Raw genomic sequence first — 26,856 nt, forward strand, 5'->3', positions numbered from 1 at the left:
ATTTTTATTGGGCGTTTAATACTAATTGCAAACGTAAGATTGCCTGACAGGCCAACCAGATTTTCGTAAGCGGATAAGGCGTTCACGCCGCATCCGGCGCAATTTGTCAGCATTCCCGACCGCCCAATCCACTGTTATTGGGCGTTTTCAGTATCGTCATCGCGACGGCGAATAATCAGTCCCGCCAGCCAGAAGCTAATCACCCACGTCACCAGCCCCACCGCGTAGGTCTGCCAGCCTTTTGCTTCAAACCCCAGCAACCCCACCACGCCATTAAGAATGAATATAAGGCCAATGGCGAACGCATAGTAATGCCAGTCGCGGCGGATTTTTACAGGCAGATTCATGGCAGCTCCGTTAACGAAAAACAACATCCTTGCATATTCTGCAACATCCGTCTGTGGTGTAGACAGCATTTCCAGAACCGTTAAGAAATTTAACTTAAGGTTGCAATTTTGTGAGTCATGACGAAGATTCTCGCTTCGGGAATATTCCCAACATCAATTTACCATGATTCTGATATTGACAATCCCAATGACCTGTCAGACTTGCCATAAGCCGCTGGTATCACACCAGAAGAGAAGCAGATGACTTCCGGAGGTTTTTATGGCTGATTTCACCCTGTCAAAATCGCTGTTTAGCGGAAAATATCGCGATGCCTCTTCAACGCCTGGCAACATTGCCTATGCATTGTTTGTGCTGTTTTGCTTTTGGGCTGGGGCGCAATTGCTGAATTTGTTGGTGCATGCGCCAGGTGTCTATGAGCGTTTAATGCAGGTCCAGGAGACAGGCCGCCCACGAGTGGAAATTGGTCTGGGAGTCGGCACCATTTTCGGGCTGATCCCGTTTTTGGTTGGCTGCTTCATCTTTGCGGTGGTTGCGGTGTGGCTGCACTGGCGACATCGCCGCCAGTAAGATTTATTTTGCCGGATGCGACGTAAACATCTGGCCTACGATTACCTATTGGTCACGGCTTCATACAGCGCGCTCGTCTTTCATCGACGCGCTTCGCAAACCATGCGGTGGTAAGGTTACGGGTGATTTTCGGGCTTTCCAGTTGAATACCGGGCAACATTTCACGCGGTAGCGATTTACCCGTTTTCGCTTCGGCGAGTTGATAAACCTTCTTATACAACGCCGTCTCTTCAAAAGAGAAACTATCCCCTTTCTCGAGCTGACGACGAATTTCGCTGTCGCTCATTCCCAGTTTGCCCGCCAGCTTACGCGTCGCCAGTTCTGTTTTACCCGGCTCTTTACTGTCATAACGAATCAAATCACCATCCAGCGCCAACTTCACGCCGCTGGCTTTGCTGACCGCATTCTGAAACGCGGCATTACGACTGGCGTACCAACCGGCATTAAAATCGGCGAAACGGAAAATCGGCGCGCTATAGCTGGCAGGATAATTAAGTAAATGGTAAGTCCCGAACCATAATCCGCCGCGACGACTGAAGACCTCCTGACGTACCGTACCGTCCATTTTCCACGGATACCCCCTGGTATGCTGTTCGGCAAAAGCAATGCTGACCTGCATCGGCCCACCGGTGCGCACCGGGTTAAGCGAACCAAACAGCGTCTGCCCCATCGGCACCATGCTGATCAGATCGTCAAAAATTGCACTCAGCTGCTTTTCCGTGCGCACGGAATCTAACCGTTCGCTGTAGCTTTTGCCGTTCGGCGATTTGATTTTTAGCGCGGTATGAACCAGAAAAGCAGGAATGTGCATTCGTTCGGCGCGGCGGTCAATCTCTTGCCAGGCGATTTTACTTAATCCAGGAACGACCGGATCCGCCTGATAATTTGACTCCTGTTGCGCCACCGCCAGCACCGAGCAGACATTTTCCAGTGTCGGTGCCAGCCCCTGGCTTTCAAAAGTGGTGGCAAGATCTTTCGCCCAGGCATCGCGGTCTTTTACGCTGGCGGGTAACTTCTGCCGCACCACGCTCGCCACATCTATCGCTTTTTCGCCCTTTTTCAACGGCTGTGGCGCCTGACTGCTACACCCCGCTAAAACCAGAACCGCCAACAACGAAAGCGAAGACAGATGGTTGACTCGCGACATTACCTCTCCTTTTTAACTCAATGTATGGGTTACTTCCTGAATTTTGTCATTATCCAGTTCATGTTCAAAGCTGCGCAGACGTTTGTAGATCGACATCAACTCGACCAGCGTGGTCCATGAGTTAATCAGATACTGGAAAGCGCCGCGAACCTGACCAAAAACGTTGGTGATTTGGGTCATCAGGCCGAGCGTAATCGTACCGGCAACAATCGACGGAAACAGCAAGAACAAACCGAAAACGTTATCGACCTGCAGGTAGAGAATGCGGGCGATGTTGAAATACATATAGTGAAAATAGAGGCGGAAATAGTTCTTCCGTACCGCGCTGAACAACTCGCGCACCGTTGGCGGTGTCGCACGCGTGGCGTCGTCTTCACCATAGACCAGCTCTTTACGGTAAGCTGCTTCTACTCGCTGGTTTTTAAACTCAAGTCCCGGCAGTTTGATCCCTACAACCGCCAGTAATCCGGTCCCCATCAGCGACCAGATAATCGCGGCAATCACCAAACCATACGGAATGTGCCCCACAATCGGCAACTCTGGCACGTGCGCGGAGAGCGTCACCAACACCGGCAAGAAGGCGATCAGCGTCATGATGGCGTTAATAAAGCTGACGCCCATATTCTCAAGCGTTGAAGCAAAACGCATGGTGTCTTCCTGCACACGCTGCGCGGCCCCTTCGATATGGCGCAGTTGCTGCCAGTTCGCCATGTAGTATTCGTTCATCGCCGTACGCCAGCGGAACACATAGTGGCTGACAAAGAAATTGTTCAACACACTGATAACCACCGCGATCAGCGCTATCCCCAGAAAGACGCCCACCTCGCGATAAAACTGTTCGATGGTCACTTTATGCGGCGAACTGAGCGCGGTTTGAATCAGGTCATAAAACGGTGCATACCAGGCGTTAACTGCAACCCCAACTTCCACCAGAAACCAGGTCACGAAGATAATTAGCGCAGTGCCGAGTATTGACCAGTATTGCCAACGATGTGGGCTGTAGATAAACCAGAACAGCGCGAAAAGTCCTACGCAAACAATGTAATAAGCGTAAAAAACCAGGAAGTCTAACGACCAGAAACGGGCAGCGCTAATCGGTATCTGCCCAGAAGCCCCGGTGATGTGGGCAACCCAGTCACCGCCTCCCGCTTGCCAGAAGATGACGGCAATCAATGCCCAAACAAAGGCCGAGAGAAAAAAGGCTCCCGGTTTTGGGAAAAAAGACTTAAACATATGCTCTCCTGCTAGCTTCTTATCGTTTTAGCAACTGCTGTGTATTAACCGCATGGCCGCTTCAAAGAATCAGCCAAATGAAACCGCCCATTGTGACCAACCGCGGGGCGCTTAGTTCGTCCTCCTGACCGGAAGAATTGTTTCGACGGATTTCACAAACAAAGGATTGTTTACATAAGCGCATTAACACGAACAGGATCACAAATGCAGACATTGGTGAGCAGGAAAAAGATCGTGTTTACGCGCCGTTACGTTTTTAACACTATTATTGCACTAATTTGCGCTTTGCAATCCATCAACGAGTAGTATAAATACGCTCAGTTACCTTCATTTAATTTATGGACACCACCGTTGAAACGTAGTCTGCTTTTTTCTGCCGTGCTGTGTGCGGCGTCATTGACCTCTGTCCACGCGGCGCAACCTATCGCCGAACCTGAATTCGCCTCTGATATTGTTGATCGCTATGCCGATCATATTTTTTACGGCAGCGGTGCCACCGGGATGGCGCTGGTCGTTATCGACGGTAATCAGCGTGTCTTTCGCAGTTATGGCGAAACTCGCCCTGGTAATAACGTTCGCCCGCAGTTGGATTCCGTAGTACGTATTGCTTCGCTCACCAAGTTGATGACCAGTGAGATGCTGGTGAAATTGCTGGACCAGGGGACAGTGAAGTTAAACGATCCACTGAGTAAATATGCCCCGCCAGGCGCACGCGTGCCAACTTATAACGGAGCCCCCATCACATTGGTGAATCTGGCAACCCACACCAGCGCCCTGCCCCGTGAACAGCCCGGTGGCGCGGCAAATCGTCCGGTGTTTGTCTGGCCGACGCGAGAGCAACGCTGGAAATACCTTTCTACAGCAAAACTAAAAGCCGCGCCAGGCAGCCAGGCCGCGTACTCCAACCTTGCGTTCGACCTGCTGGCGGATGCGCTGGCGAATGCTTCCGGCAAGCCTTATACCCAGTTGTTTGAAGAGCAAATTACCCGTCCGCTGGGGATGAAAGACACCACCTACACACCATCGCCGGACCAGTGCCGCCGTTTGATGGTTGCCGAGCGCGGTGCCAGTCCGTGTAACAATACGCTGGCGGCCATTGGCAGCGGCGGCGTTTATTCCACACCTGGCGATATGATGCGCTGGATGCAGCAATATTTGTCTTCTGATTTTTATCAGCGCAGTCACCAGGCGGATCGCATGCAGACGCTGATTTATCAGCGTGCACAGTTTACGAAAGTGATTGGCATGGATGTGCCAGGCAGAGCGGATGCTCTCGGTTTAGGCTGGGTGTATATGGCACCGAAGGATGGACGTCCGGGTATTATTCAGAAGACCGGTGGTGGCGGTGGCTTCATTACCTATATGGCGATGATCCCGCAAAAAAATATCGGTGCGTTTGTGGTCGTGACCCGCTCACCATTAACACGGTTTAAAAATATGAGCGATGGCATCAATGATTTGGTGACCGAACTTAGCGGGAATAAACCGATGGTCATTCCCGCTTCCTGATTAATACTCTGAAGGCAAACGGTTGATTGCGACCAGTTTGCCTTTATTCATTTCGATATAACCGCCCCTGCGTAAAGCCGCAAGAACTTCTGCCACAACGGAACGTGATATGCGTGTACGTTGATGGATATAATTCATTACACCAATGCGTGATCGCAATTCATCATTCCAATCAATCATTGATAATAACGTCGCACGGATTTGCTCGTAGGAATTATGCCCAATGAGCTGAACGTCGCGTAATTCCAGGATTTTATTTTGCCAGGCTAACCAGTAAAAAGCGTCACGCCAGAGTTGATTTTGTTCAATAAGAGTAATGGTTTGTTTGGCTGGTAGATGATATCCCGTACAGTTTCCTTCTGATATTAATTTGTATGGTATATCGTTTTTCATTAAACCATCAGTCAGTCCCATAATATAAGGGGCTTGCGTAATACCGATAAGTACGTTTTCTTCTCTACGGAGAGAGATAACACCTTCTAAAATAACGAATGTATCTTCGCTGTTTACATCACTGGAGAATATGACTTGTTTTTCATTATTAAACTCGAAGCGCGTGCCGTATCTGGACAAACATTTATCGAGCTTACCAAATTCCTGAAGAGGTTTAACTACAGATAACATTTGCGCGTCCTTTGCAGTAATGCCCGTCAAATCCTTGACGGGCATTATTTAGATTAAATTACCAGTATTTCTTCAGAGTGAAGAATATTACCAGGTATATTTAACACCCACGTTCGCGGACCAATCTTGATCTACGTCACCACCACCGAGGTAGTTAGCATCGGTATAGGCGCTGAAGTTCTTGGTGAAGCTGAACTGAGCCCCCAGACCAACACGTACCGCAGACCCTTCAGTACCGTTATCGATGGAATCGCCGTTCACATCGTTATCGTTGTTAGAGTCGTCGTAGACGTAAGCCAGTTTGAAGTACGGAGTCAGAGCCTGGTCTTCGCTGTAAGTGAAGGTATAACCTGCATCTACACCCAGTTCATAACGCATGCTGTCGTAAGACTGACCGTCAACTTTCATGTCGTTGCTCAGCTGGTAGTCATCACCAGACTGGAACAGACCAGAAATGCTGCCGTAAGGAGTTACGTAACCAGCATCACCCAGTTTGAAGTCGTAACCGGCTTTCAAACCGAAGCCCCACGCGTCAGAGTTGGTGCTACCGTCAACGTAAGTACCGTTGCTCATGGTTGCAGACAGATCGTTGTTGAAGTGAGAGTAGCTCAAGCTACCATCAACAAAGATGTTGTTCGCGAAGCGAGCAGAAGAGTAGATGTAGGCAGACTGGCTGTCTTGATCCACCTGACCAGAACGGTCATTCATGTCGCCTTTACCGAAGCCTGCAGCCGCACCGACGATCCACTTAGCGTTGTTACCATCAATTTTGGTATCAACACCGACCATGATGCCGTTAACATCCTGATCGTAGTCAATGGTACCGTTGTTGCCGTTGAAGTTACCACCGAAGTAGCTTACCCATGCGCCGCCGTTATCAGCCAGACCATGACGAGAGTTGGTCAAACGAGTACCAACGGTGTCTTGTTCCAGGTTCCAGATATTGGTGTTTGCAGACGGGATGCTCAGCGCCATGTTAGCGTAGTCAGTCAGCTCGGTCTGATGCAGAACAACGGTGTTACCTTCCTGACGAGCTTCGTAGGTGTATGCACCCAGGTCAGCTTTGTTAGCAGCAGAGAAGGTAGCGTCGGTGTTGACGTCGTTTACATAGATAATTTCTTTATCTTTGTAATCAGCGATTGCGCCAGCGCCAGTTGCGTTGTCGATACGAACTTTGTAGTTACCGGTTGCCGCAACAACGTTATCAACAGAGCTGTTATCCAGTTCGTCGCCGTTGTTCATGTCGCCGTTACCGTTGATAGTCAGATGACCATCAGAGTTCATAGCAACAACACCGTAGCCGTAGTTAGCCTGAGCGGTATCCCAAGTACGGTCGTTCACCAGGTCAGCGTTCAGAACATAATCGCTGCTATGGATATCGAATACACCAGATACTACATTACCGTTATTGTCAGCAATGTTGCCGCTAGTCAGTTCCAGTTTGTCAGTACGGAAAGCTTCGGTATCGAACTGATCAACGTTCACATCCAGCACACCACCGTTAGTTACAGTGATAGTATTGGCGTACAGGTTAGAATAGATGCTCCAGCCAGTTGATTCAGTCAAATCAACTGTACTATAGGAATTAATAGTCAGATGATCGGTATCAACATAACCACCTTCACCAATGTTCAGAGAAGAGCCATTAGTTAAATCGATAGTGTCTGAAGTTAAACCAGAATCAGAAACATTGACTTGAGAACCATTATTAACGGTCAGGGTATCAACAAGCGAATCACCTGTAGTATCCCATTCAGAACCGTTATTCAACGCTACGTTAAATACACCACTCTGGAAGACCTTGTCATCAACAACACGTTTCCAGTCATTGTTTTCATATGTTGCATTAGGAGTAAGGCTGTTTGTTGCAACATCATACATCGCTGACGTTTCAGCAACGTTATAAATTGCCTGACCAACCCACTTGCTTCCGTTATCAAGAGTGAGGTTCAGTTCATCAACGTTGAGGCCATCATCAGTCCAACCACCGTTGGTATCTTTCACCCCGTCACCGTTGGAATCATGACCATTCGGATCAAAATTACTATTCCAGGTGCTGTCAAATGCAACATCGCCCATCAGCGTTGAATTGCTGAAGTATACGTTGTTCTTCATTGCATAGTCGGAACCTGAAGCAGTGAAGGACATTGCAACATCCCCCGGACCGGTATAATCACTCGGTTCGCTAGAGTTGCCAAAGTGTCCTGTTCTGATATAAGTATCGCTATCCAGAATAATGTCTGAACCAGAAGTCACTGTGGAATCTTTTACAGAGATATTGTTATCCCAAGTATGAGATTCGGTAGTATAGGTTTCGTTGTAAGTATTACCTTGAGATAATGCAATACCTGCAACGCGGGAGTTATTGGAAATATTGATGTTACTTTCTACATCAAGATTAACAGCAACGCCTTCACTGGTATCAAATGTCTCATTTGTGTGCTTGGTTACATCACCATCTTTATAAGAATCGGTGAAGTAAAGAGCTTCATAATCATCATCAATAGTAGTGTTAGCAATGTTCAAAGTGAAAACATCACCATCACGCCAGTGTGTATCAACAACCGCATCAGTGTAAAAATCATATCCACCCAGATTATTACCATCTGCATCAAAACGATCATAATAACCGCCTGGCAGCATAGAAGTAATCGAACCGTGAATCACTGAATTACTGATATCAAGCTGATTAGCAGTACTGTCTGCATAATCATGGTTCAAATAATAGGTTGAGATGGTGCCGTTAACGGTATCGCCGTTAAAGGACTGATCGAAATCACCATTGGTGTTGTTGTAATAGACAAAACCACTATAGTTTACATAGTTGCCATCTACAGTGCCTGCCTTATCCATATGATCCCAATCAAGTGCTGTAACGGGATTGTCGACATAAGTCCAGGTGTCATAAGTAGTTGCATTAGCCTGAGAGGTGATAGCCAGAGTGCAAGCCAATGCTAATTGTGATACTACAAGTTTCTTTTTCCAGGAGTGCATTTGTCATCCCTCCTCAGGGACGTAATAAGTTGATCCATCAATTATCAATGCATAGAAAACATCTTATGTTTCGCGTTTACGATTATGCGGCGTTATAGAGGAATGGTTCAATTATTCTTTCCCCTAAGTCCGATTGTGGACATATATAAAAAACATCTACACACGCAAAGAAAAAACTGACAAAAACACAGCATTTCAACACGTTAATGAAAACATTAATTTTGAAGCATAGTTTCTAAAAATATCAAAACCACAAACCAGATAAATAATTTATCAATAAACAATGAACTTTAATCCATTCAATTTTTGACAGCTCAACCAAATCAACAAAAACAATAATTGAGGATTATAAATAAAAATCAAAAATATTTGCAGTGAATATAAAATCATTGCTATTTCTATTACAAAGATGTCCTGACCTCTCTTTCGTTCTCTTCTTATCAACATCGCGACAACTTTCGTAAAACACTCCCGCCCAGCATCAGGTATACTGTGCACCTTAATTCCACAAACATCAGGCAGACCATGACAGATTTAATCCAACGCCCTCGTCGCCTGCGCAAATCTCCTGCGCTGCGCGCTATGTTTGAAGAGACAACACTTAGCCTTAACGACCTGGTGTTGCCGATCTTTGTTGAAGAAGAAATTGACGACTACAAAGCCGTTGAAGCCATGCCCGGCGTAATGCGCATTCCAGAGAAACATCTGGCACGTGAAATCGAACGCATCGCCAACGCCGGTATTCGTTCGGTGATGACTTTCGGCATCTCTCACCATACTGATGAAACCGGCAGTGATGCCTGGCGGGAAGATGGTCTGGTGGCGCGTATGTCGCGCATCTGCAAGCAGACCGTGCCTGAAATGATCGTCATGTCAGACACCTGTTTCTGTGAATACACTTCTCACGGACACTGCGGCGTGTTGTGCGATCACGGCGTCGACAACGACGCAACTCTGGTGAATTTAGGCAAACAAGCGGTGGTTGCAGCTGCTGCCGGTGCTGACTTCATCGCCCCTTCCGCTGCAATGGACGGTCAGGTGCAAGCGATTCGCCAGGCGCTGGACGCTGCGGGCTTTACCGACACCGCGATCATGTCGTATTCGACCAAGTTCGCCTCCTCCTTTTATGGTCCGTTCCGTGAAGCGGCCGGAAGCGCATTAAAAGGCGATCGCAAAAGCTATCAGATGAACCCAATGAACCGTCGTGAGGCGATTCGTGAGTCACTACTGGATGAAGCCCAGGGCGCAGACTGCCTGATGGTTAAACCAGCTGGCGCGTACCTCGACATCGTGCGTGAGCTGCGTGAACGTACTGAATTGCCGATTGGCGCGTATCAGGTGAGCGGCGAGTACGCGATGATTAAATTCGCCGCGCTGGCAGGTGCTATAGATGAAGAGAAAGTGGTGCTCGAAAGCTTAGGTTCGATTAAGCGTGCGGGTGCGGATCTGATTTTCAGCTACTTTGCGCTGGATCTGGCTGAGAAGAAGATTCTGCGTTAATGATCATTATGCCGGGTTATCCCAACCCGGCATTTCCCCTTCACCCCGCCCGATAAAACGGTTTATCCCCGAGAATCGTCGCGCGATGCATAATACGCCGCTGCGGCAAATAATCGGCATTCGCATAATGCTGAGTCACGCGATTATCCCAAATCGCAATATCATTCGGTTGCCAACGCCAACGCACCTGAAACTCCGGTTTGGTGATATGGGCAAACAAAAAGCCTAACAAGGCTTCGCTCTCTTTCTCGCTGACATCAACAATTCGCGTGGTAAATCCTTCATTAACAAACAGTGCCTGTTTGCCGCTCACCGGATGCGTACGCACCACTGGATGTAACAACGGCGGATTTTTCGCGGCCGCCTCGCGCCAACGTTGATGTTCCTCTTCAGTTTTGCGGTACTTGTATTCCGGGAACGATTTACGGAAATCATGCTCCGCGCGCAGCCCGCTCAAAAGCTGGCGGAAAGGAACAGAAAGCGCCTCATAGGCCGCAATACCGCTGGTCCAGAGCGTATCGCCACCGGTCGATGGCAACTCTTTCGCTGCGAGAATCGCCCCTGCTGGCGGCATCTCAATAAATGTCACATCGGTGTGCCAGTTGTCGTTATCCGGCGGATTATCGTTATGGGTGTCCAGTACGATGATCTCGTTAACCCCTTCGGCATGAGGATAAACAGGATGAATATGCAGTTCGCCAAAACGCTGGGCCAGCGCACGTTGCTGCAGTGGCGTTATCGCCTGTTCACGCAAAAAAACTACCTGATGACGCAGCACCGCATGGTAAAGCTGTTCAAACTGATTATCGCTTAACGGGCGCGTCAGGTCGGCACCCGAAATTTGTGCGCCAATATACGGCCCCAGCGGGGTAATGCTCAGACGTTCACTCATTGTACTTCTCCATGCCAAGGCGTCAGGCGGCGTTGTAACGCACGCAGACCCAGTTCTAAAAGAAAGGCGATAATCGCAATCACCGCGATCCCCGCCAGCACCACGTCAGTCGCGAGGAATTCACCTGCTGACTGGACCATAAAACCTAAGCCTCGCGTTGCGGCAATCAACTCCGCCGCCACCAACGTAGACCAGCCCACACCCAGACCAATGCGTAATCCGGTGAGGATTTCCGGCAGCGCGCCAGGCAAAATGACAAACCACAGCACCTGTATACGGCTGGCCCCCAGCGACTGCGCGGCACGAATGCGAACCTGCTGCACGCTTTTCACCCCCGCCAGCGCCGACATCGCCACCGGTGCAAAAATCGCTAAATAGATCAATAAGATCTTCGACGTCTCGCCAATACCAAACCAGATCACCATCAGCGGCAAATAGGCCAGCGGCGGCACCGGACGATAAAGCTCGATTACCGGATCCAGAATGCCGCGTACCGTAGGGCTAAGTCCCATCGCGATCCCGACCGGAATACCGATCAACACAGCTGCAAATAGCGCCAGCATAATGCGCGTCAGGCTGGCAACCAGATGCTGCCACAGCGTGGCGTCCATAAAACCTTGCGGTCCGGCAATGGTGAGCAGTTTTTCCAGTACCTGTTGCGGCGGCGGCAAAAACAGCGGGCTAATCAGTTGCAGCGTCGCCACCGTCCACCATATGGTGAGTAAAACCGCTAACGTACCAATGCTTAAGGTCACTTGCCGTGAGAGCGGCCAGCGCCATTTCAACCGACTCGAATGCAGTTTTTCGTTAATGAGCACACTCATGAGAACGCCTCCCGTTGCTCAAATACGCGGCTTAAAACATATTCGCGAATGGCAATAAACTGCGGATCGGACTTGATGCTGCGACTCGATTCTCCCGCAACAAAACGGCGAGCGAAGTCGAGCGGAAGACGCTCCAGCACACGCCCTGGCCCTGGAGAAAGCAGAACCAGCTCGGTCGCCATAAACACCGCTTCCTCTATATCGTGAGTAATCAACAGTACCTGCTTGCCTGTCTCCTGCCAGAGTTTCAGCAACAAGGTTTGCATCTGGTCGCGGGTAAAGGCGTCCAGCGCGCCAAACGGCTCGTCGAGTAATAACAGTTGGGGATTTGCCGCCAGCGCGCGGGCAATCCCCACTCGCTGACGCTGGCCTCCAGAAAGCTGCCAGATGAAGCGTTTTTCTGCGCCTTCCAGACCTACTTTTTTCAGCATCTGGAGAGCAATTTCCGGACGCTGCATTTTCTCCATCCCCGCCAGTTGCAGACCGAACGCCACGTTATCCTGCACATTGCGCCACGGTAGCAATCCTTCATTCTGAAAAACCACGCCGCGTTCTGCTCCCGGTCCCTGAATGTGTTTGCCCGCCAGTTGAATGCTGCCGTGCTGATAAGGCACAAAACCAGCAATTAAATTCAGCAACGTGGTTTTGCCGCAGCCGGACGGTCCCAGCACAACCAGCAGCTCGCGGCTTTCCAGCGTCAGGTTGATATCTTCCAGTGCTGATTTACCGCCATAATCGGCGTAAAGATGAGAGATTTGCAGCATCTGCGCCTCCTTTTATTGCACGAAGCGAGAGGTAACGTACTGGCTGTAATCATTCGCCACGGCGGGGACTTTGCCCTGATCTTTCAAAAACTGGGCAGTGTCGATGATCGCTTTGTTCACCGGTCCGGTCAGTTCTGCCGTTTGCTGCTGCGGCGTCAGATAGGTGTTTCCCTTCACTAGCCCCGGCACATCGCCTTCCGGCACGCCGCTTAAACGCGCCAGTTTGCTGATGTTTTCCGACTGTTTCAGCCAGGCGTCAGGGTTAGCAATATACGGTTGCTGAACATTGATGGCGCTTTTGGCGAACGCTTTCACTACCTCTGGATGTTTCTCGGCAAAATCTTTCCGCACTACCCAGACGTCCAGCGTCGGCGCGCCCCACTGCCCGACCTGTTCAGAATCGGTCAGCACCTTGCCGTCTTTTTCCAGGGCGTTAACCGCAGGCGCCCAGACATAAGCGCCATCGATATCTCCCCGTTGCCAGGCGGCGATAATCGCGGGCGGCTGCAGGTTCACTATCTCCACTTGCCCAGGTTTAATGCCCCAGTGTTTCAGCGCCGCCAGCAGGCTGTAGTGTGTAGTGGAGATAAACGGCACGGCGATACGTTTACCAATCAAGTCTTCCGGTTTGCTGATGGTTTTCTTTACCACCAACGCCTCAGAGTTGCCCAGTTTTGACGCCAGCAAGAAGACTTCAATCGGCACCTGTTGGCTGGCAGCTACCGCCAATGGGCTGGAACCAAGATTACCGATTTGCACATCGCCCGAGGCCAAGGCCCGCACGATGCTGGCCCCGCTGTCAAACTTACGCCAGTCCACCGTCGCCCCGCTCTCTTTGGCAAAGGTGTTATCAGCCTGTGCGACTTTCGCCGGTTCGGCGGAGGTTTGATAGGCCACGGTGACGTTCACCGCCTGCGCCTGAAAAGCGATGAATGTCAGTGCGGCAAGAAGTGTGTTACGCGATGAAATTGCCATGATTGTCTGCTCCCCTGTCTTGTTATGGGAGCAGTATTCGCGGACAAAAACATTTGATAAAAGAATTAGTCGTTATGGTACAGATGATTTTATTCTTAGCAAAAAAACAGCAAAGGAAAGGTTAATTATGCAATTAGCATCATCCCACAACTCGGGGAAATTGCTGTACTGCATTTTATTGATGCATAAAAAGTCAGATTACGAGATTTACTATCTTCTGATTTTTATTAAAACCAAAATATATGACAAAGTTATTATATTCGCATTAAATATACTACTGTATTGTTTTTCACCCACCGCATATTACATTCACAACATGTATATAAACAATATCCGTTCATTGAACATATTTTTTAAATGCAATTAATTGACAAACTAATTCACATCTAAATACAATGCGCAAAAGAAAATAACTATACATAGCAAACACACAAAAAACTAACATATGAACTACGTAAAAAAAACTTTACCCTGTCGATTTTCAGGCCCTCATAGCATCCTGGCACTAAGTTATTAGCAACTTTCACTACGTATAAATTTTAACGTCTGTTTGCGCCAGAGATTACGTCTCTGCGCGTATCGCTGCGCTTGTAGTATAATAATTAAAAATGGAGTGTCATTAAGTGGATAAGGTTTTAAATTCTGCTCTCCTTTCTTCAAAAAATAAAAAGAAAGGTATTCTTGCTATTGGCGCACACCCTGACGATATAGAATTAGGCTGCGGCGCATCGCTCGCTCGTCTTGCGCAAAAAGGGATTTATATTGCTGCCGTAGTTATGACTACCGGCAATTCTGGCACAGATGGAATAATCGATCGCCACGCAGAGTCACGCGAAGCCCTAAAGATATTAGGATGCCAGCAGACTATTCATCTTAATTTTGCTGATACCCGTGCTCATTTACATCTCAATGATATGATTACCGCCCTGGAAAATATCATTAAGTCTCAAATTCCGTCTGATGTTGAAATCATTCGTGTCTATACCATGCATGATGCCGACCGCCATCAGGATCATCTGGCCGTTTATCAGGCGTCAATGGTGGCCTGTCGGGCAATTCCTCAAATTCTCGGCTACGAAACGCCAAGTACCTGGCTTTCATTTATGCCCCAGGTTTTTGAATCCGTGGAAGAGAAATATTTTTCTATAAAACTAAACGCGTTACAAAAACATAAAAGTCAGAGTCTGCGTGATTATATGCGCCCAGAACGTTTGCGTGCTGTCGCACAATTTCGCGGACAACAGGTCAATAGCGACCTGGGTGAAGGCTTTGTTATTCATAAAATGATTCTTTGAGCAGATTGCATGAAAACCTGGATCTTTATATGTATGGCCGTAGCAATATTACTATGGTTCCTGAGTACGTTAAGGCGTAAGCCCAGCCAAAAAAAAGGCTGTATTGACGCAATTATTCCTGCCTATAACGAAGGCCCTTGTCTGGCACAGTCGCTGGAAAATCTGCTACGCAACCCTTATTTTTGCCGGGTAATTTGCGTTAACGACGGCTCCACTGATAATACCGAAGCAGTCATGGCAGAAGTAAAACGTAAATGGGGCGACCGCTTTGTTGCCGTCACGCAAAAAAATACCGGTAAAGGCGGTGCGCTAATGAATGGCCTCAACTACGCCACCTGCGACCTGGTTTTTTTAAGCGATGCCGATACTTACGTCCCGCCCGATAAAAACGGCATGGGCTATATGTTGGCGGAAATTGAGCGCGGCGCTGACGCCGTAGGCGGCATTCCCTCCACCGCGTTAAAAGGCGCTGGCCTGTTGCCGCACATCCGCGCGACGGTGAAGTTGCCAATGATTGTTATGAAGCGCACGCTACAACAACTATTGGGCGGTGCGCCGTTTATTGTCAGCGGAGCCTGCGGGATGTTTCGCACCGATGTGCTGCGTAAATTTGGTTTCTCTGATCGTACCAAAGTCGAAGACCTCGACCTTACCTGGACGTTGGTGGCTAATGGCTACCGTGTTCGTCAAGCGAATCGCTGCATCGTTTATCCGCAGGAATGCAATAGTCCGCTTGATGAATGGCGACGCTGGCGGCGCTGGATTGTGGGCTACGCGGTATGTATGCGCCTACATAAAAAACTTTTATTTAGCCGCTTTGGCATATTCAGTATTTTCCCCATGCTGCTGGTTGTGCTTTATGGCGTTGGGATTTATCTCACTACCTGGTTTAATGAATTCATCGCCACCGGGCCACATGGCGTAATATTGGCAATGTTTCCGCTTATCTGGGTCGGCGTAGTTTGTGTTATTGGTGCTTTTAGCGCCTGGTTTCATCGTTGCTGGTTATTGGTGCCTTTAGCGCCTTTTTCCGTTGTGTATGTATTATTAGCTTATGCCATCTGGATTATTTATGGACTTATTGCCTTTTTTACTGGACGCGAACCTCAGCGCGACAAACCCACCCGTTATTCCGCACTGGTGGAAGCGCCAACCGCTTATTCTAACTCTTCTGTCGCAGGAACTGAAAAGCTATCTGAAGCTTAATGTTAAAGAGAAAAATATTCAGATTGCAGACCAGGTAATTATTGATGAGAGTGCCGGTGAAGTTATTATTGGCACCAATACCCGTATTTGCCACGGTGCAGTGATTCAAGGACCGGTAGTGATTGGCGCAAATTGCCTGATTGGCAATTATACTTTTATTCGCCCCAACACGGTAATCAGCAATGGTGTAAAAATTGGTTTTGCCACAGAAATAAAAAATGCGGTTATTGAAGAGGAAGCAACGATTGGTCCGCAATGTTTTATTGCCGACTCGGTGGTAGCAAGCGGAGCATATTTAGGCGCGCTGGTGCGTACCAGTAATCATCGTCTGGATGAACAGCCAGTATCGGTTCGCACCGCGGAAGGTACTATCGCTACCGGATGCGATAAATTAGGTTGTTATATTGGTCGGCGTTCACGACTTGGTGTGCAGGTTATTATTTTACCGGGGCGAATTATTTCTCCGAATACACAGCTTGGTCCACGCGTTATTGTAGAACGTAATTTACCTACCGGAAATTACTCACTCCGGCAAGAACTTATCCGTACAGGAGATTAAAATGATAAAACGGACGTTATTAGCGGCAGCAGTCTTTAGCGCATTGCCCGCTTATGCCGGGTTAACATCTATTACCGCTATTACCGCAGGCTACGATTTTACCGATTATTCTGGCGATCATGGTAACCGTAATTTAGCGTATGCCGAACTGGTCGCAAAAGTTGAAAACGCAACACTGCTTTTCAATCTTTCCCAGGGACGTCGAGATTACGAGACTGAAAGTTTCAATGCCACACGCGGCCAGGGTGCTGTCTGGTATAAATGGAATAACTGGCTGACGACCCGAACGGGTATTGCATTTGCAGATAATACGCCGGTCTTTGCCCGCCAGGATTTTCGTCAGGATATTAACCTGGCCCTGCTGCCAAAAACGGTGTTCACGACCGGTTATCGCTACACCAAATATTACGATGACGTTGACGTTAATGCCTGGCAAGGTGGCGTTTCGCTTTATACCGGCCCGGTGATCACCAGCTATCGCTATACCCATTATGACTCAAGCGATGCGGGCGGCAGTTACAGCAATATGATTTCCCTGCGCCTGAACGATACGCGCGGCGGTGGTTATACCCAGCTTTGGCTAACTCGCGGGACCGGAGCTTACACTTATGACTGGTCGCCAGAGACACGACACGGCAGTATGAAGAGCGTCAGTTTACAGCGTATTCAGCCTTTAACAGAGCAACTTAATTTGGGGCTGACGGCAGGTAAAGTGTGGTACGACACCCCAACCGATGATTATGACGGCTTGCAACTCGCAGCCCATCTGACCTGGAAATTTTGATTCCTTCTGCCGCCCGCTATCCAGGGCGGCCTTCCCTGCCGATTAGCGCCCAAACACTTTCCTTTTCGTTTTCCGCCCACATTCACCGGATAAATTTTATTCTCCAGTGTTATATACTATAGGGGGGTATGCATTGACACATAGAATACCCCCCTATAGTATATTGCGTGCAGATGATGAGGTGCGAAATGCCCAGTACTCCGGAAGAGAAGAAAAAGGTCCTTACTCGAGTTCGTCGTATTCGGGGGCAGATTGATGCTCTGGAACGGTCGCTGGAGGGTGATGCCGAATGCCGTGCCATACTCCAACAGATAGCCGCCGTTCGGGGCGCGGCTAACGGGCTGATGGCAGAAGTGCTTGAAAGCCATATCCGGGAAACGTTTGACCGAAATGACTGCTACAGCCGTGAAGTCAGCCAATCCGTTGACGACACTATTGAACTGGTTCGAGCCTATCTTAAATAGCTGAATCTATTACCATATTGAGGAAGAGCGAAAGATGAAATCACGTGCTGCCGTTGCATTTGCTCCCGGTAAACCGCTGGAAATCGTTGAAATTGACGTTGCACCACCGAAAAAAGGTGAAGTGCTGATCAAAGTTACCCATACCGGCGTTTGCCATACCGACGCATTTACCCTCTCCGGCGATGACCCGGAAGGTGTATTCCCGGTCGTTCTTGGTCACGAAGGGGCTGGCGTTGTGGTTGAAGTCGGTGAAGGCGTAACCAGCGTCAAACCTGGCGATCATGTGATCCCGCTTTATACCGCAGAGTGCGGCGAGTGTGAGTTCTGTCGTTCCGGCAAAACCAACCTCTGTGTCGCGGTTCGCGAAACCCAGGGCAAAGGCCTGATGCCAGACGGCACCACCCGTTTTTCTTACAACGGGCAGCCGCTTTATCACTACATGGGCTGTTCTACATTCAGTGAATACACCGTGGTCGCGGAAGTGTCTCTGGCCAAAATTAATCCAGAAGCAAACCATGAACACGTCTGCCTGCTGGGTTGTGGCGTAACCACTGGCATTGGCGCAGTGCATAACACCGCTAAAGTCCAGCCAGGTGATTCTGTTGCCGTGTTTGGTCTTGGCGCGATTGGTCTGGCAGTGGTTCAGGGCGCACGTCAGGCGAAGGCGGGACGGATTATCGCTATCGACACTAACCCGAAGAAATTCGATCTGGCGCGTCGCTTCGGTGCCACCGACTGCATTAACCCGAATGACTACGACAAACCGATTAAAGATGTCCTGCTGGATATCAACAAATGGGGTATCGACCATACCTTTGAGTGCATCGGTAACGTCAATGTGATGCGTGCGGCGCTAGAAAGTGCGCACCGCGGCTGGGGTCAGTCGGTGATCATCGGGGTAGCAGGTTCTGGTCAGGAAATCTCCACCCGTCCATTCCAGTTGGTCACCGGTCGCGTATGGAAAGGTTCCGCGTTTGGCGGCGTGAAAGGTCGCTCCCAGTTACCGGGGATGGTTGAAGATGCAATGAAAGGTGATATCGACCTGGAACCGTTTGTGACGCATACCATGAGCCTGGATGAAATTAATGACGCCTTTGATCTGATGCATGAAGGCAAATCCATTCGAACCGTAATTCGTTACTGATTTCCCGCAGGTTTACCCCGTCCAGTTTAGACGAGGTTCTTAATACCGTCCCCGGGCAGCCGTCCGGGGAATTAACCATGAGATAATGGCTGATGGAACTCATTGAAAAACATGCCAGCTTTGGCGGCTGGCAAAATGTGTATCGGCATTATTCCCAGTCACTGAATTGTGAAATGAATGTCGGCGTCTATCTCCCACCAAAAGCTGCGAGTGAAAAATTGCCGGTGCTTTACTGGCTTTCGGGCCTGACCTGCAACGAGCAGAATTTCATTACCAAATCGGGAATGCAGCGTTACGCGGCTGAACACAACATTATTGTTGTTGTGCCGGACACCAGTCCGCGAGGCAGTCATGTCGCAGATGCCGACCGTTACGATCTCGGGCAAGGTGCTGGTTTTTACCTGAACGCGACGCAAGCGCCGTGGAAAGAGCATTACAAAATGTATGACTATATCCGCAGCGAGCTGCCGGATTTAGTGATGCAACATTTTCCGGCAACGGCCAGAAAGTCTATCTCAGGTCATTCTATGGGCGGGCTGGGCGCGCTGGTACTGGCGCTGCGTAACCCAGATGAGTATGTCAGCGTCTCGGCGTTTTCGCCCATTGTTTCCCCTTCGCAAGTACCGTGGGGCCAGCAAGCCTTTGCCGCGTATCTTGGTGAAAATAAAGAAACCTGGTTGGATTACGATCCGGTGAGCCTTATTTCACAAGGTCAACGCGTTGCAGAAATAATGGTTGATCAGGGATTGAGTGATGATTTTTACGTGGAACAGCTGCGGACTCAAAATCTTGAAAAGGTCTGTCAGGAGATGAATATCAAGGCGGTAATCCGGTATCACGAAGGTTACGACCACAGCTATTATTTTGTCTCCAGTTTTATTGGCGAGCATATTGCGTACCACGCCAATAAATTGAATATGCGTTGAGCATCTGCGCACGCCTGCCGGATGCGGCGCAAACGCCTTATCCGGCCTACATTTCGCCCATAAACCGTAGGCCTGATAAGACGCGCAAAGCGTCGCATCAGGCATCTGCGCACGACTGCCGGATGCGGCGTAAACGCCTTATCCGGCCTACATTTCGCCCATAAACCGTAGGCCTGATAAGACGCGAAAAGCGTCGCATCAGGCATCTGCGCACGGCTTATCTATATTTACCACATCAAATCATCAGGCACTTTGAAGTCGGCATACGGATCATCTTCATTCTGCTCTTCGGCGCTGAGTGCACTATGCAACACAATACTGCTGGCATCGCGCTGAGCAATTTTATCGGCAACGCTGGCGGGAATAATGGCGTATTCACCTTCGCTATTGTTATCGGCCAACAAGCGGGCAATCGCCAGACGACCATTAATCAACTGCGTTTGCGTGAGCTTATCAACAAAAATCTTCTTAATCAGATTACCATCGGTAAAGTTAAAACCAATATCGCCATTGGCAATGGTGATTCGGTTCATTTCAATAAGCTGCTTCACCTGGGCTTTATATTCTTTCGCCAACGCCGCTTGTTTTTGTTGCTCGCTAAGCTGTTTATCACGCTCAAGCTGTGCCTTTTTATTTTCTTCTACCGCCGCCCGAGCTTCACGCGCCTGAACGCGCGATTTTTTCGCCGTTCTCTCGACCTTCGCCGCTTTTTTGCTGGTGACTAATCCTGCTTTGAGCAACTGCTCTTGTAAGGTAAGTTTTGCCATCTTTGTTTCCAAACCCGCTGAATAATTTTTAGCGAGTATACCTGTAAACGCCGTAGGTGTATTGAGGGCAAGTCCCTTTCGCCCCTGCTTAATAAGGCGCGTCAGGCATCGGCGCACGGCTGCATTCGTGATCTCCGGCTCATCAAAATAAACACCGCCACCCCTGCAACAAGAATACCCGGCGCAGAAGCGGCCATTACCCCAACCGTGCCAGTGCCTAATGCCAGCATTTTCCCGGCCAGCAATGGGCCGCTCATAGCCCCCAGACGCCCAACCGCCACGGCTGTTCCCACACCTGTTGCGCGGATCTGCGAACTGTAAAACAACGGTGCCAGGGCATACAAAACGCTTTGCCCACCTGTCGCAAACAACCCCGCGACAAATCCCGCCAGCAACATACCGTTAAATGACGACACCGTTCCCAGCGCCAGCAGCGAAGCTAACATGCCGCTATAAATCAGTAGCGACATGGTTACTGGGCGCAGCTTATCCATCAATGCGCCCAACATTAACGTCCCGCTCGCCGCACCCATTTGCAGTGCAAACATCACCCCTGCCGCCTGCGATGGCTGGAATCCTTGCTCCACCAAAAGCAGCGGCAGCCAGTTGATCAACATGTAGACCACTAGCAGAGTGAAGAAATAACACAACCACAGCAGCAGCGTCGCGGTGGCCGTTTCTGGCGCAAATAACGCACGCCGTGGTGGCGCAGCCTGTTTTTCGCCAGCGAAAACCGCCGACTCCGGCAGCCAGCGCATTAATAGCGGCACCAGAATCAACGGCACCACACCACCTACCCAAAACACCGTTTGCCAGGCTAAGTTTGCCCCCGCGAAACCCAGCGTCGCCGCCAGCGCCGCACCAATGGGAACACCGCAATACATCAGGCTCACTGCCGTCCCACGAAAACGTGGACCCGCGGCTTCAGACGTCAGGGCGATAAGATTCGGCAACGCTGCCCCCAGCCCGACACCGGTCATCAGCCGTGCAAAGACCAGTGAGGGGAAATCCCAGGCAATCGCCGTTGCCAGTGAGAACAAACCAAACAGCGCAACTGAGCCAATCAAAATGCGCTTGCGACCATAACGGTCCGCCAGCATTCCGCCAACCAACGCGCCGGGTAGCAAACCGAGTATTCCGGCGCTGAATATCCAACCCATTTGCATTTTATCGAGTGCGAAAGCCTGGGCGATGCCACCCGCCGCAATGCCAGCCGCCTGAAGATCCAGTCCTTCCATCAGAGCGACCAAAAAACAAAGCCCGATGGTCAGCATCAGGCGGGATGAAGATGATGAAGGGAGACGAGTTGACATAAGATGAACCTCGTTGTGAGTACAGGTGAATCGCGGCTGATACATTGCCAGCCGCGTAATCAGAACCATTTAATGACGGCCTGCGGGCGAAATGTAAGCCGGATAAGGCATTTACGCCGTATCCGGCAGGCGTGCGCAGATGCCTGATGCGAAGCTGACGCGTCTTATCAGGCCTACAAATTCCCGCGCCATCCGTAGGCCGGATAAGGCGTTTACGCCGCATCCGGCAGTCGTGCGCAGATGCCTGATGCGACGCTGACGCGTCTTATCAGGCCTACAAATTCCCACGCCATCCGTAGGCCGGATAAGGCGTTTACGCCGCATCCGGCAGGCGTGCGCAGACGCCTGATGCGACGCTGGCGCGTCTTATCATGCCTGGGATGGGCATACAAAATGCACGTTCTCGGCAGTCATCATTATTTGTTGTTGCGCAGATCCAGCGCCACGTCGACGATCATATCCTCCTGGCCGCCAACCATCCGGCGTTTGCCCAGCTCAACGAGAATATCCACCGCGCTTAAGCCATAACGCGCCGCCGCCGTTTCACAGTGACGCAGGAAGCTGGAGTAAACACCAGCGTATCCCAGCGCCAGCGTTTCGCGATCGACTCGTACCGGACGATCCTGCAACGGACGCACCAGGTCATCAGCGGCATCCATTAACGCATAGAGATCGGTCCCATGCTGCCAGCCCAGTTTATCCGCGGCGGCAATAAACACTTCCAGCGGCGCGTTACCTGCGCCCGCCCCCATTCCCGCGAGACTGGCATCGATTCGGTCACAGCCCTCTTCCACCGCCGCGATAGAGTTCGCCACGCCAAGACTCAGGTTATGGTGAGCATGCATGCCGGTTTGCGTTTCTGGTTTCAGCACTGCTTTCAGGGCGCGGAAACGGTCGCGGATATCGCTCATGTTCATCGCACCGCCAGAATCCACCACATAAATACAGGTCGCACCGTAGCCTTCCATCAGCTTTGCCTGCTTCGCGAGATTTTCCGGCGTGGTCATATGGCTCATCATCAGAAAACCAACGGTGTCCATTCCGAGCTCGCGGGCATACTGAATATGCTGGGCGGAAACATCAGCTTCGGTACAGTGCGTTGCCACACGAACCACCCGCGCGCCAGCCTGCCAGGCATTTTTCAGATCGTGAATAGTGCCGATTCCTGGCAGCAACAACGTCGCGATTTTGGCGTGCTTCACCACATCCGCCGCCGCTTCAATCCATTCAAGGTCGCTATGTGCGCCGAAACCATAGTTAAAGCTGGAACCCTGCAAACCGTCGCCGTGGGCCACTTCAATCGAATCCACGCGAGCATCATCCAGTGCTTTGGCAATCTGGCGGACATTTTCCAGCGAATACTGATGACGAATGGCGTGCATACCGTCACGCAACGTGACGTCCGAGATATAAAGTTTTTTACCGTTCATGCCGCTTCTCCTGCCTTGCGCGCCAGTGACTGGGCCATTTTTTCCGCTGTCGCCAGCGCACTGGAAGTCATAATGTCGAGGTTGCCCGCATAGGCAGGCAGATAATGCGCTGCGCCTTCGACTTCCAGCCAGACCGCCGTTTTCAGCCCGGAGAACTGCCCCACGCCCGGCAAATTAACCGGTTTATCCTGCGGGATAACTTCAAACTGCACGCGCTGTTTCAGGCGATATCCCGGTACGTAAGCCTGCACCGCCTCAGCCATTTCATTGATTGAGGCTTCGATATCATCTTGTGAAGCTTCGTCGCTCAATACATACACCGTGTCACGCATCATCAACGGTGGCTCTGCTGGGTTAAGCACGATAATCGCCTTCCCTTTTGCCGCGCCGCCCACCACTTCAATGGCGCGCGAAGTGGTTTCCGTAAATTCATCGATATTGGCACGCGTGCCAGGTCCGGCAGATTTACTGGCGATAGAAGCGATAATTTCGGCGTAATGAACACGCGCCACGCGTGAAACCGCCGCCACCATTGGAATGGTGGCCTGGCCGCCGCAGGTGACCATGTTGACGTTCAGTTGATCGACGTTCGCCTCGAGGTTAACCACCGGCACGCAGTAAGGGCCGATGGCAGCAGGCGTCAGGTCAATTAAGCGAATATCCGGTTTCGCTTCGCGCAAAGCGGCATCGTTTTTCACATGCGCGCCCGCGCTGGTCGCATCAAATACAATGTCGATATCAGCAAATTCAGGCATGTTCATCAGTCCGATCACCCCTTCATGGGTAGTGGCGACACCCATACGTCTGGCACGCGCCAGACCGTCGGACTGAGGATCAATGCCGACCATCACCGCCATCTCCAGATGCTGACCGTGACGCAAAATTTTAATCATCAGATCGGTGCCAATGTTGCCAGAACCGATAATGGCGACTTTACGCTTACTCATGACAGACTTCCTTTTGGGGCTGCGCTTGAAAATGTCGCAGCAACTGAACCTATGCCTTCAATATGGGCTTCAAAACGATCGCCCGCATTCACCGCCACCATCGGACCTAATGCCCCGGTAAGAATGATATCTCCGGCGCGCAGCGGTTGACCCAGGCTGGCCATTTTGCGTGCCAGCCAGACGGCGGCGTTAAGCGGATGTCCCAGGCATTCGCTGCCGCGCCCGCTGGAAACCTCTTCGTTATTACGCGTCATCTTCATGGCGCAGTTTTTCAGGTCTAACCCCGCCGGACGTTGCGCCGGACCGCCGATGACATACACCCCGCAGGAGGCGTTATCTGCGACGGTATCGACAAACTGAATCGACCAGTCGCGAATGCGGCTACCCACCACTTCCAGCGCCGGAAGTACCCATTCAATGGCGTTATACAGTTCGTTAAACGTGGTATCGGTCGCGGGCAAATCGCGGTTCAAAACCAGTGCGATCTCCGCTTCAATGCGGGGTTGCAAGACGCGGGAAAAAGGAATGGTTTCATTATCGCCATAACACATGTCGGCAAATAACGTCCCAAAATCCGGTTGATCAACGCCCAGTTGTTGTTGCACTTTCGGATGCGTCAGTCCCACTTTGCGCCCCACCACTCGCCGTCCCTGAGCGACGTCATGTTGCACATTGATGCGCTGAATGGCGTAGGCGGCTTTCGCGTTTTCAATACCAATCAGATCGCGCAGCGGCGCAATCGCTTCGCCCTGCTCTGCGGCGCGGCGTAAATCCGCCGCCAGTTGCTCAAGAGTATGCTTCGTCATGACCATTCCTTAAGCACGTGCGAGGAAATTCAGCACCAGTTGATTGAAAGCGTCGGCATGTTCCCACTGCGCCCAGTGACCACAGTCGCGGAAGATATGCAGTTCAGAACCGGCAATGCCGGACAGTAGACGCAGCCCCGCATCCATCGGCACAAAACGGTCGTTGCGCCCCCAGACAATCAGGGTTTGCGCTTTGATTTCCGCCAGACGTGGGCCAAAATCCGGGAACTGTTTCGGATTAGCTTCCAGGCTCTTAACGAAGTTTTCCAGGTGATCGCGGCGCGACAGCATATTATTCAGGCGCGCTTCAAACAGGGCGTCGGTCAAATCGCTGGTATCAAAAACGAAGATATCCATCATCAGCTTCAGGTTTTCGATAGTCGGCTGACGATAAAGCTGATTCAGTCGCTTAATACCTTCGGTTGGCATCGGCGTAAACAAACTCATGCCGCCCGTACCGCCGCCCATCAGCACCAGTTTGCCGACACGCTCCGGCCAGTTAAGGGTGAACGCCACAGAACTGTGGCCGCCCATCGAGTTGCCCAGCAGGTGGATTTTGGCGATATCCAGTTGATCCACCACGCTTTTCAGGATTCGTGCATTAAGATCCGATCGCGAACCACTATTAACGATCGAATCGCTCTTACCCCAGCCCGGACAATCCAACAGGATCACTCGATAGCCCGCCTCTACCAGCGGATCGATATTGCGGCTGAAGTTCGCCCAGCCCGTAGCCCCCGGGCCGGAACCGTGCAGCAGGACAACGGTTTCGTCGCCTTGTCCACAGTCATTAAAATGGATGCGCAGCGTTTTACCCGCTTCTTCTACATTCAGAAAACGGCTGGTGGCGGCTTCGGTTTGTGGCTGATAACTCATCATCTTCTCCTGCATATTCAGTTCTCTGTTCTGGCGCTTAACGAGCCAAATCCGGCAATCCACTCCGGGATTGGGCGGTAATAACGCCCTTCGCTACGCCAGTTGCCAAACGCAGAAATAGCGGCAAAAGCGGCGACCCAGGTTTTGATTTCATGTGTCGACTTTCCGGCAATGGCGGAAAGCTCTTCGTTACTGACGGCATCCAGTTCCTGTATGCGTCCCTGCTCCAGCAAAGTCATGAACTGGTTATCCCAAATCGGGTTGAGCGGATGCAGAGTTCTCTGATCCTCAACAAACTTCTCAGCGGCGCTGATCACCCGTTGCTGACGCAATTCACGCTCACTGGCGGGTAAATCTTTCCCGCTACCCAACAGACGATCGCGCATATGGGCATCGGCTTTCGCCAGTTCGGGCACCGGCGGCTGATGGGAAAGCCCACCGGACCCAAGGAACAGCACGCGTTTATTGAGAGTGCTGGTGAAACGTCCAATGGCTTCACCCAACATGCGGGTACGCTGGAAACCGGGCAACGGCGTGGCGACACCGTTGATGAACACAGGTAGAACTGGCACTTTATCCAGCCCGCCAAGCAGGAACTCCAGCGGCTGGGCAAAACCGTGATCCACCTGCATACAGTAAGAAACGGCAAGATCGATCCCGCTCTTCATGACGGCATGCGCACAGGACTCCGCCAGCTCCACAGGCACGGGCAGCTCTCCTGCCGCACTGCCGAAATCACCAATTGCCGTCGCCCCAACGCCTAAACAGAACGGCGGCATCACGTCATAGAAAAAACCGTTGTAGTGATCTGGCGCAAACAGCACCACCAGTTCAGGGGAGAAAGCCGCAATACGCTCGCGGGCGCTGGCAATCACACCATTGACCTCATCGAGCACCTCTTGCGCCGGGTCGACATACCCCACCAGCGGCGAATGGGAAAGACAGTGAAGATAAGCGTGCAT

The 26,856-nt window shown here is 50.8% G+C and carries 26 protein-coding genes; 10 read left to right on the forward strand and 16 right to left on the reverse strand.

Going from position 1 to position 26,856, the window contains the following annotated elements:
• Positions 1 to 134 precede the first annotated feature (134 nt).
• On the reverse strand, positions 135 to 347 hold the full coding sequence (locus FEK50_RS02715) for a DUF2754 domain-containing protein (protein ID WP_130237775.1): 213 nt from the start codon (positions 345 to 347) through the stop codon (positions 135 to 137).
• A gap of 259 nt (positions 348 to 606) precedes the next feature.
• On the opposite strand from FEK50_RS02715, the gene FEK50_RS02720 reads away from it, so the two are divergent.
• On the forward strand, positions 607 to 915 hold the full coding sequence (locus FEK50_RS02720; RefSeq protein ID WP_064527077.1) for a YaiY family protein: 309 nt from the start codon (positions 607 to 609) through the stop codon (positions 913 to 915).
• A 52-nt stretch (positions 916 to 967) separates the two neighbouring features.
• Here FEK50_RS02720 and yaiW read toward each other — a convergent pair whose 3' ends face one another.
• Both yaiW and sbmA read right to left on the reverse strand, forming a co-directional pair.
• Positions 968 to 2,062, reverse strand: coding sequence for a surface-exposed outer membrane lipoprotein YaiW (gene yaiW / locus FEK50_RS02725; RefSeq protein ID WP_130215392.1), 1,095 nt, complete (start codon positions 2,060 to 2,062; stop codon positions 968 to 970).
• Positions 2,063 to 2,074: 12 nt separating this feature from the next.
• Positions 2,075 to 3,295, reverse strand: a complete 1,221-nt coding sequence (gene sbmA, locus FEK50_RS02730) for a peptide antibiotic transporter SbmA (protein WP_130215390.1) — start codon at positions 3,293 to 3,295, stop codon at positions 2,075 to 2,077.
• Positions 3,296 to 3,646: 351 nt separating this feature from the next.
• Here sbmA and ampH point away from each other — a divergent pair, with 351 nt between their 5' ends.
• On the forward strand, positions 3,647 to 4,804 hold the full coding sequence (gene ampH / locus FEK50_RS02735) for a D-alanyl-D-alanine-carboxypeptidase/endopeptidase AmpH (protein WP_130258527.1): 1,158 nt from the start codon (positions 3,647 to 3,649) through the stop codon (positions 4,802 to 4,804).
• Here ampH and iprA read toward each other — a convergent pair whose 3' ends face one another.
• Both iprA and FEK50_RS02745 read right to left on the reverse strand, forming a co-directional pair.
• Entirely contained in the window at positions 4,805 to 5,428 is a 624-nt protein-coding gene (gene iprA, locus FEK50_RS02740) for a hydrogen peroxide resistance inhibitor IprA (RefSeq protein ID WP_131160962.1), read from the reverse strand.
• Between the two features lie 87 nt (positions 5,429 to 5,515).
• The gene (locus FEK50_RS02745; RefSeq protein ID WP_131160961.1) at positions 5,516 to 8,422 is read right to left on the reverse strand and encodes an autotransporter outer membrane beta-barrel domain-containing protein; all 2,907 of its coding nucleotides are present in this window, start codon (positions 8,420 to 8,422) and stop codon (positions 5,516 to 5,518) included.
• A gap of 525 nt (positions 8,423 to 8,947) precedes the next feature.
• On the opposite strand from FEK50_RS02745, the gene hemB reads away from it, so the two are divergent.
• Entirely contained in the window at positions 8,948 to 9,922 is a 975-nt protein-coding gene (hemB, locus tag FEK50_RS02750; protein WP_130206167.1) for a porphobilinogen synthase, read from the forward strand.
• A 40-nt stretch (positions 9,923 to 9,962) separates the two neighbouring features.
• On the opposite strand, the gene tauD is transcribed toward hemB, so the two are convergent.
• The 4 genes from tauD to tauA are packed head-to-tail and all read right to left on the reverse strand — an operon-like array spanning position 9,963 to position 13,377.
• Positions 9,963 to 10,814 (reverse strand): taurine dioxygenase, encoded by an 852-nt coding sequence (gene tauD, locus FEK50_RS02755; protein ID WP_131160960.1) that lies wholly within the window; start codon positions 10,812 to 10,814, stop codon positions 9,963 to 9,965.
• Complete coding sequence (tauC, locus tag FEK50_RS02760) at positions 10,811 to 11,638, reverse strand: taurine ABC transporter permease TauC (RefSeq protein ID WP_131160959.1); 828 nt, start codon at positions 11,636 to 11,638, stop codon at positions 10,811 to 10,813. The genes tauD and tauC overlap by 4 nt, the downstream gene beginning before the upstream one ends.
• Positions 11,635 to 12,402 carry a taurine ABC transporter ATP-binding subunit gene (tauB, locus tag FEK50_RS02765; protein ID WP_131160958.1) on the reverse strand — a complete coding sequence of 256 codons (768 nt, stop codon included), beginning with the start codon at positions 12,400 to 12,402 and terminating at the stop codon, positions 11,635 to 11,637. Before tauB ends, tauC begins: the two co-directional genes overlap by 4 nt.
• 12 nt (positions 12,403 to 12,414) lie before the next feature.
• Positions 12,415 to 13,377 carry a taurine ABC transporter substrate-binding protein gene (gene tauA, locus FEK50_RS02770; protein WP_131160957.1) on the reverse strand — a complete coding sequence of 321 codons (963 nt, stop codon included), beginning with the start codon at positions 13,375 to 13,377 and terminating at the stop codon, positions 12,415 to 12,417.
• Positions 13,378 to 14,000: 623 nt separating this feature from the next.
• On the opposite strand from tauA, the gene FEK50_RS02775 reads away from it, so the two are divergent.
• The 7 genes from FEK50_RS02775 to fghA all read left to right on the forward strand — a co-directional run bounded on the left by FEK50_RS02775 (position 14,001) and on the right by fghA (position 19,755).
• Positions 14,001 to 14,672 carry a PIG-L deacetylase family protein gene (locus FEK50_RS02775; protein ID WP_130258522.1) on the forward strand — a complete coding sequence of 224 codons (672 nt, stop codon included), beginning with the start codon at positions 14,001 to 14,003 and terminating at the stop codon, positions 14,670 to 14,672.
• A 9-nt stretch (positions 14,673 to 14,681) separates the two neighbouring features.
• Complete coding sequence (locus tag FEK50_RS02780; RefSeq protein WP_131160956.1) at positions 14,682 to 15,878, forward strand: glycosyltransferase family 2 protein; 1,197 nt, start codon at positions 14,682 to 14,684, stop codon at positions 15,876 to 15,878.
• Complete coding sequence (locus FEK50_RS02785; protein WP_240780241.1) at positions 15,844 to 16,437, forward strand: acetyltransferase; 594 nt, start codon at positions 15,844 to 15,846, stop codon at positions 16,435 to 16,437. Before FEK50_RS02780 ends, FEK50_RS02785 begins: the two co-directional genes overlap by 35 nt.
• 1 nt (position 16,438) lies before the next feature.
• Positions 16,439 to 17,221 carry a YaiO family outer membrane beta-barrel protein gene (locus FEK50_RS02790; protein WP_131160955.1) on the forward strand — a complete coding sequence of 261 codons (783 nt, stop codon included), beginning with the start codon at positions 16,439 to 16,441 and terminating at the stop codon, positions 17,219 to 17,221.
• Between the two features lie 188 nt (positions 17,222 to 17,409).
• A complete protein-coding gene (gene frmR / locus FEK50_RS02795; RefSeq protein WP_001141271.1) occupies positions 17,410 to 17,685 on the forward strand; it encodes a formaldehyde-responsive transcriptional repressor FrmR in 276 nt (91 codons plus the stop codon).
• A gap of 34 nt (positions 17,686 to 17,719) precedes the next feature.
• Complete coding sequence (gene frmA / locus FEK50_RS02800; protein ID WP_000842102.1) at positions 17,720 to 18,829, forward strand: S-(hydroxymethyl)glutathione dehydrogenase; 1,110 nt, start codon at positions 17,720 to 17,722, stop codon at positions 18,827 to 18,829.
• A 92-nt stretch (positions 18,830 to 18,921) separates the two neighbouring features.
• A complete protein-coding gene (gene fghA / locus FEK50_RS02805; protein WP_131160954.1) occupies positions 18,922 to 19,755 on the forward strand; it encodes an S-formylglutathione hydrolase in 834 nt (277 codons plus the stop codon).
• A gap of 227 nt (positions 19,756 to 19,982) precedes the next feature.
• Here fghA and FEK50_RS02810 read toward each other — a convergent pair whose 3' ends face one another.
• The 7 genes from FEK50_RS02810 to mhpB form a co-directional block, all read right to left on the reverse strand.
• The gene (locus FEK50_RS02810; protein WP_131160953.1) at positions 19,983 to 20,522 is read right to left on the reverse strand and encodes a DUF2058 domain-containing protein; all 540 of its coding nucleotides are present in this window, start codon (positions 20,520 to 20,522) and stop codon (positions 19,983 to 19,985) included.
• Between the two features lie 101 nt (positions 20,523 to 20,623).
• Positions 20,624 to 21,835, reverse strand: coding sequence for a 3-(3-hydroxy-phenyl)propionate transporter MhpT (gene mhpT / locus FEK50_RS02815; protein ID WP_131160952.1), 1,212 nt, complete (start codon positions 21,833 to 21,835; stop codon positions 20,624 to 20,626).
• A 416-nt stretch (positions 21,836 to 22,251) separates the two neighbouring features.
• The gene (mhpE, locus tag FEK50_RS02825; protein ID WP_001013507.1) at positions 22,252 to 23,265 is read right to left on the reverse strand and encodes a 4-hydroxy-2-oxovalerate aldolase; all 1,014 of its coding nucleotides are present in this window, start codon (positions 23,263 to 23,265) and stop codon (positions 22,252 to 22,254) included.
• A complete protein-coding gene (gene mhpF / locus FEK50_RS02830) occupies positions 23,262 to 24,212 on the reverse strand; it encodes an acetaldehyde dehydrogenase (protein WP_000044314.1) in 951 nt (316 codons plus the stop codon). Before mhpF ends, mhpE begins: the two co-directional genes overlap by 4 nt.
• Complete coding sequence (gene mhpD / locus FEK50_RS02835) at positions 24,209 to 25,018, reverse strand: 2-keto-4-pentenoate hydratase (RefSeq protein WP_130206145.1); 810 nt, start codon at positions 25,016 to 25,018, stop codon at positions 24,209 to 24,211. The genes mhpF and mhpD overlap by 4 nt, the downstream gene beginning before the upstream one ends.
• 9 nt (positions 25,019 to 25,027) lie before the next feature.
• Positions 25,028 to 25,894, reverse strand: a complete 867-nt coding sequence (gene mhpC, locus FEK50_RS02840; RefSeq protein WP_000121896.1) for a 2-hydroxy-6-oxonona-2,4-dienedioate hydrolase — start codon at positions 25,892 to 25,894, stop codon at positions 25,028 to 25,030.
• Between the two features lie 17 nt (positions 25,895 to 25,911).
• Complete coding sequence (mhpB, locus tag FEK50_RS02845; protein WP_130206143.1) at positions 25,912 to 26,856, reverse strand: 2,3-dihydroxyphenylpropionate/2,3-dihydroxicinnamic acid 1,2-dioxygenase; 945 nt, start codon at positions 26,854 to 26,856, stop codon at positions 25,912 to 25,914.

Origin of the sequence: Escherichia sp. E2586 (assembly GCF_005781105.1) — a bacterium.
Classification (GTDB): Bacteria; Pseudomonadota; Gammaproteobacteria; order Enterobacterales; family Enterobacteriaceae; genus Escherichia.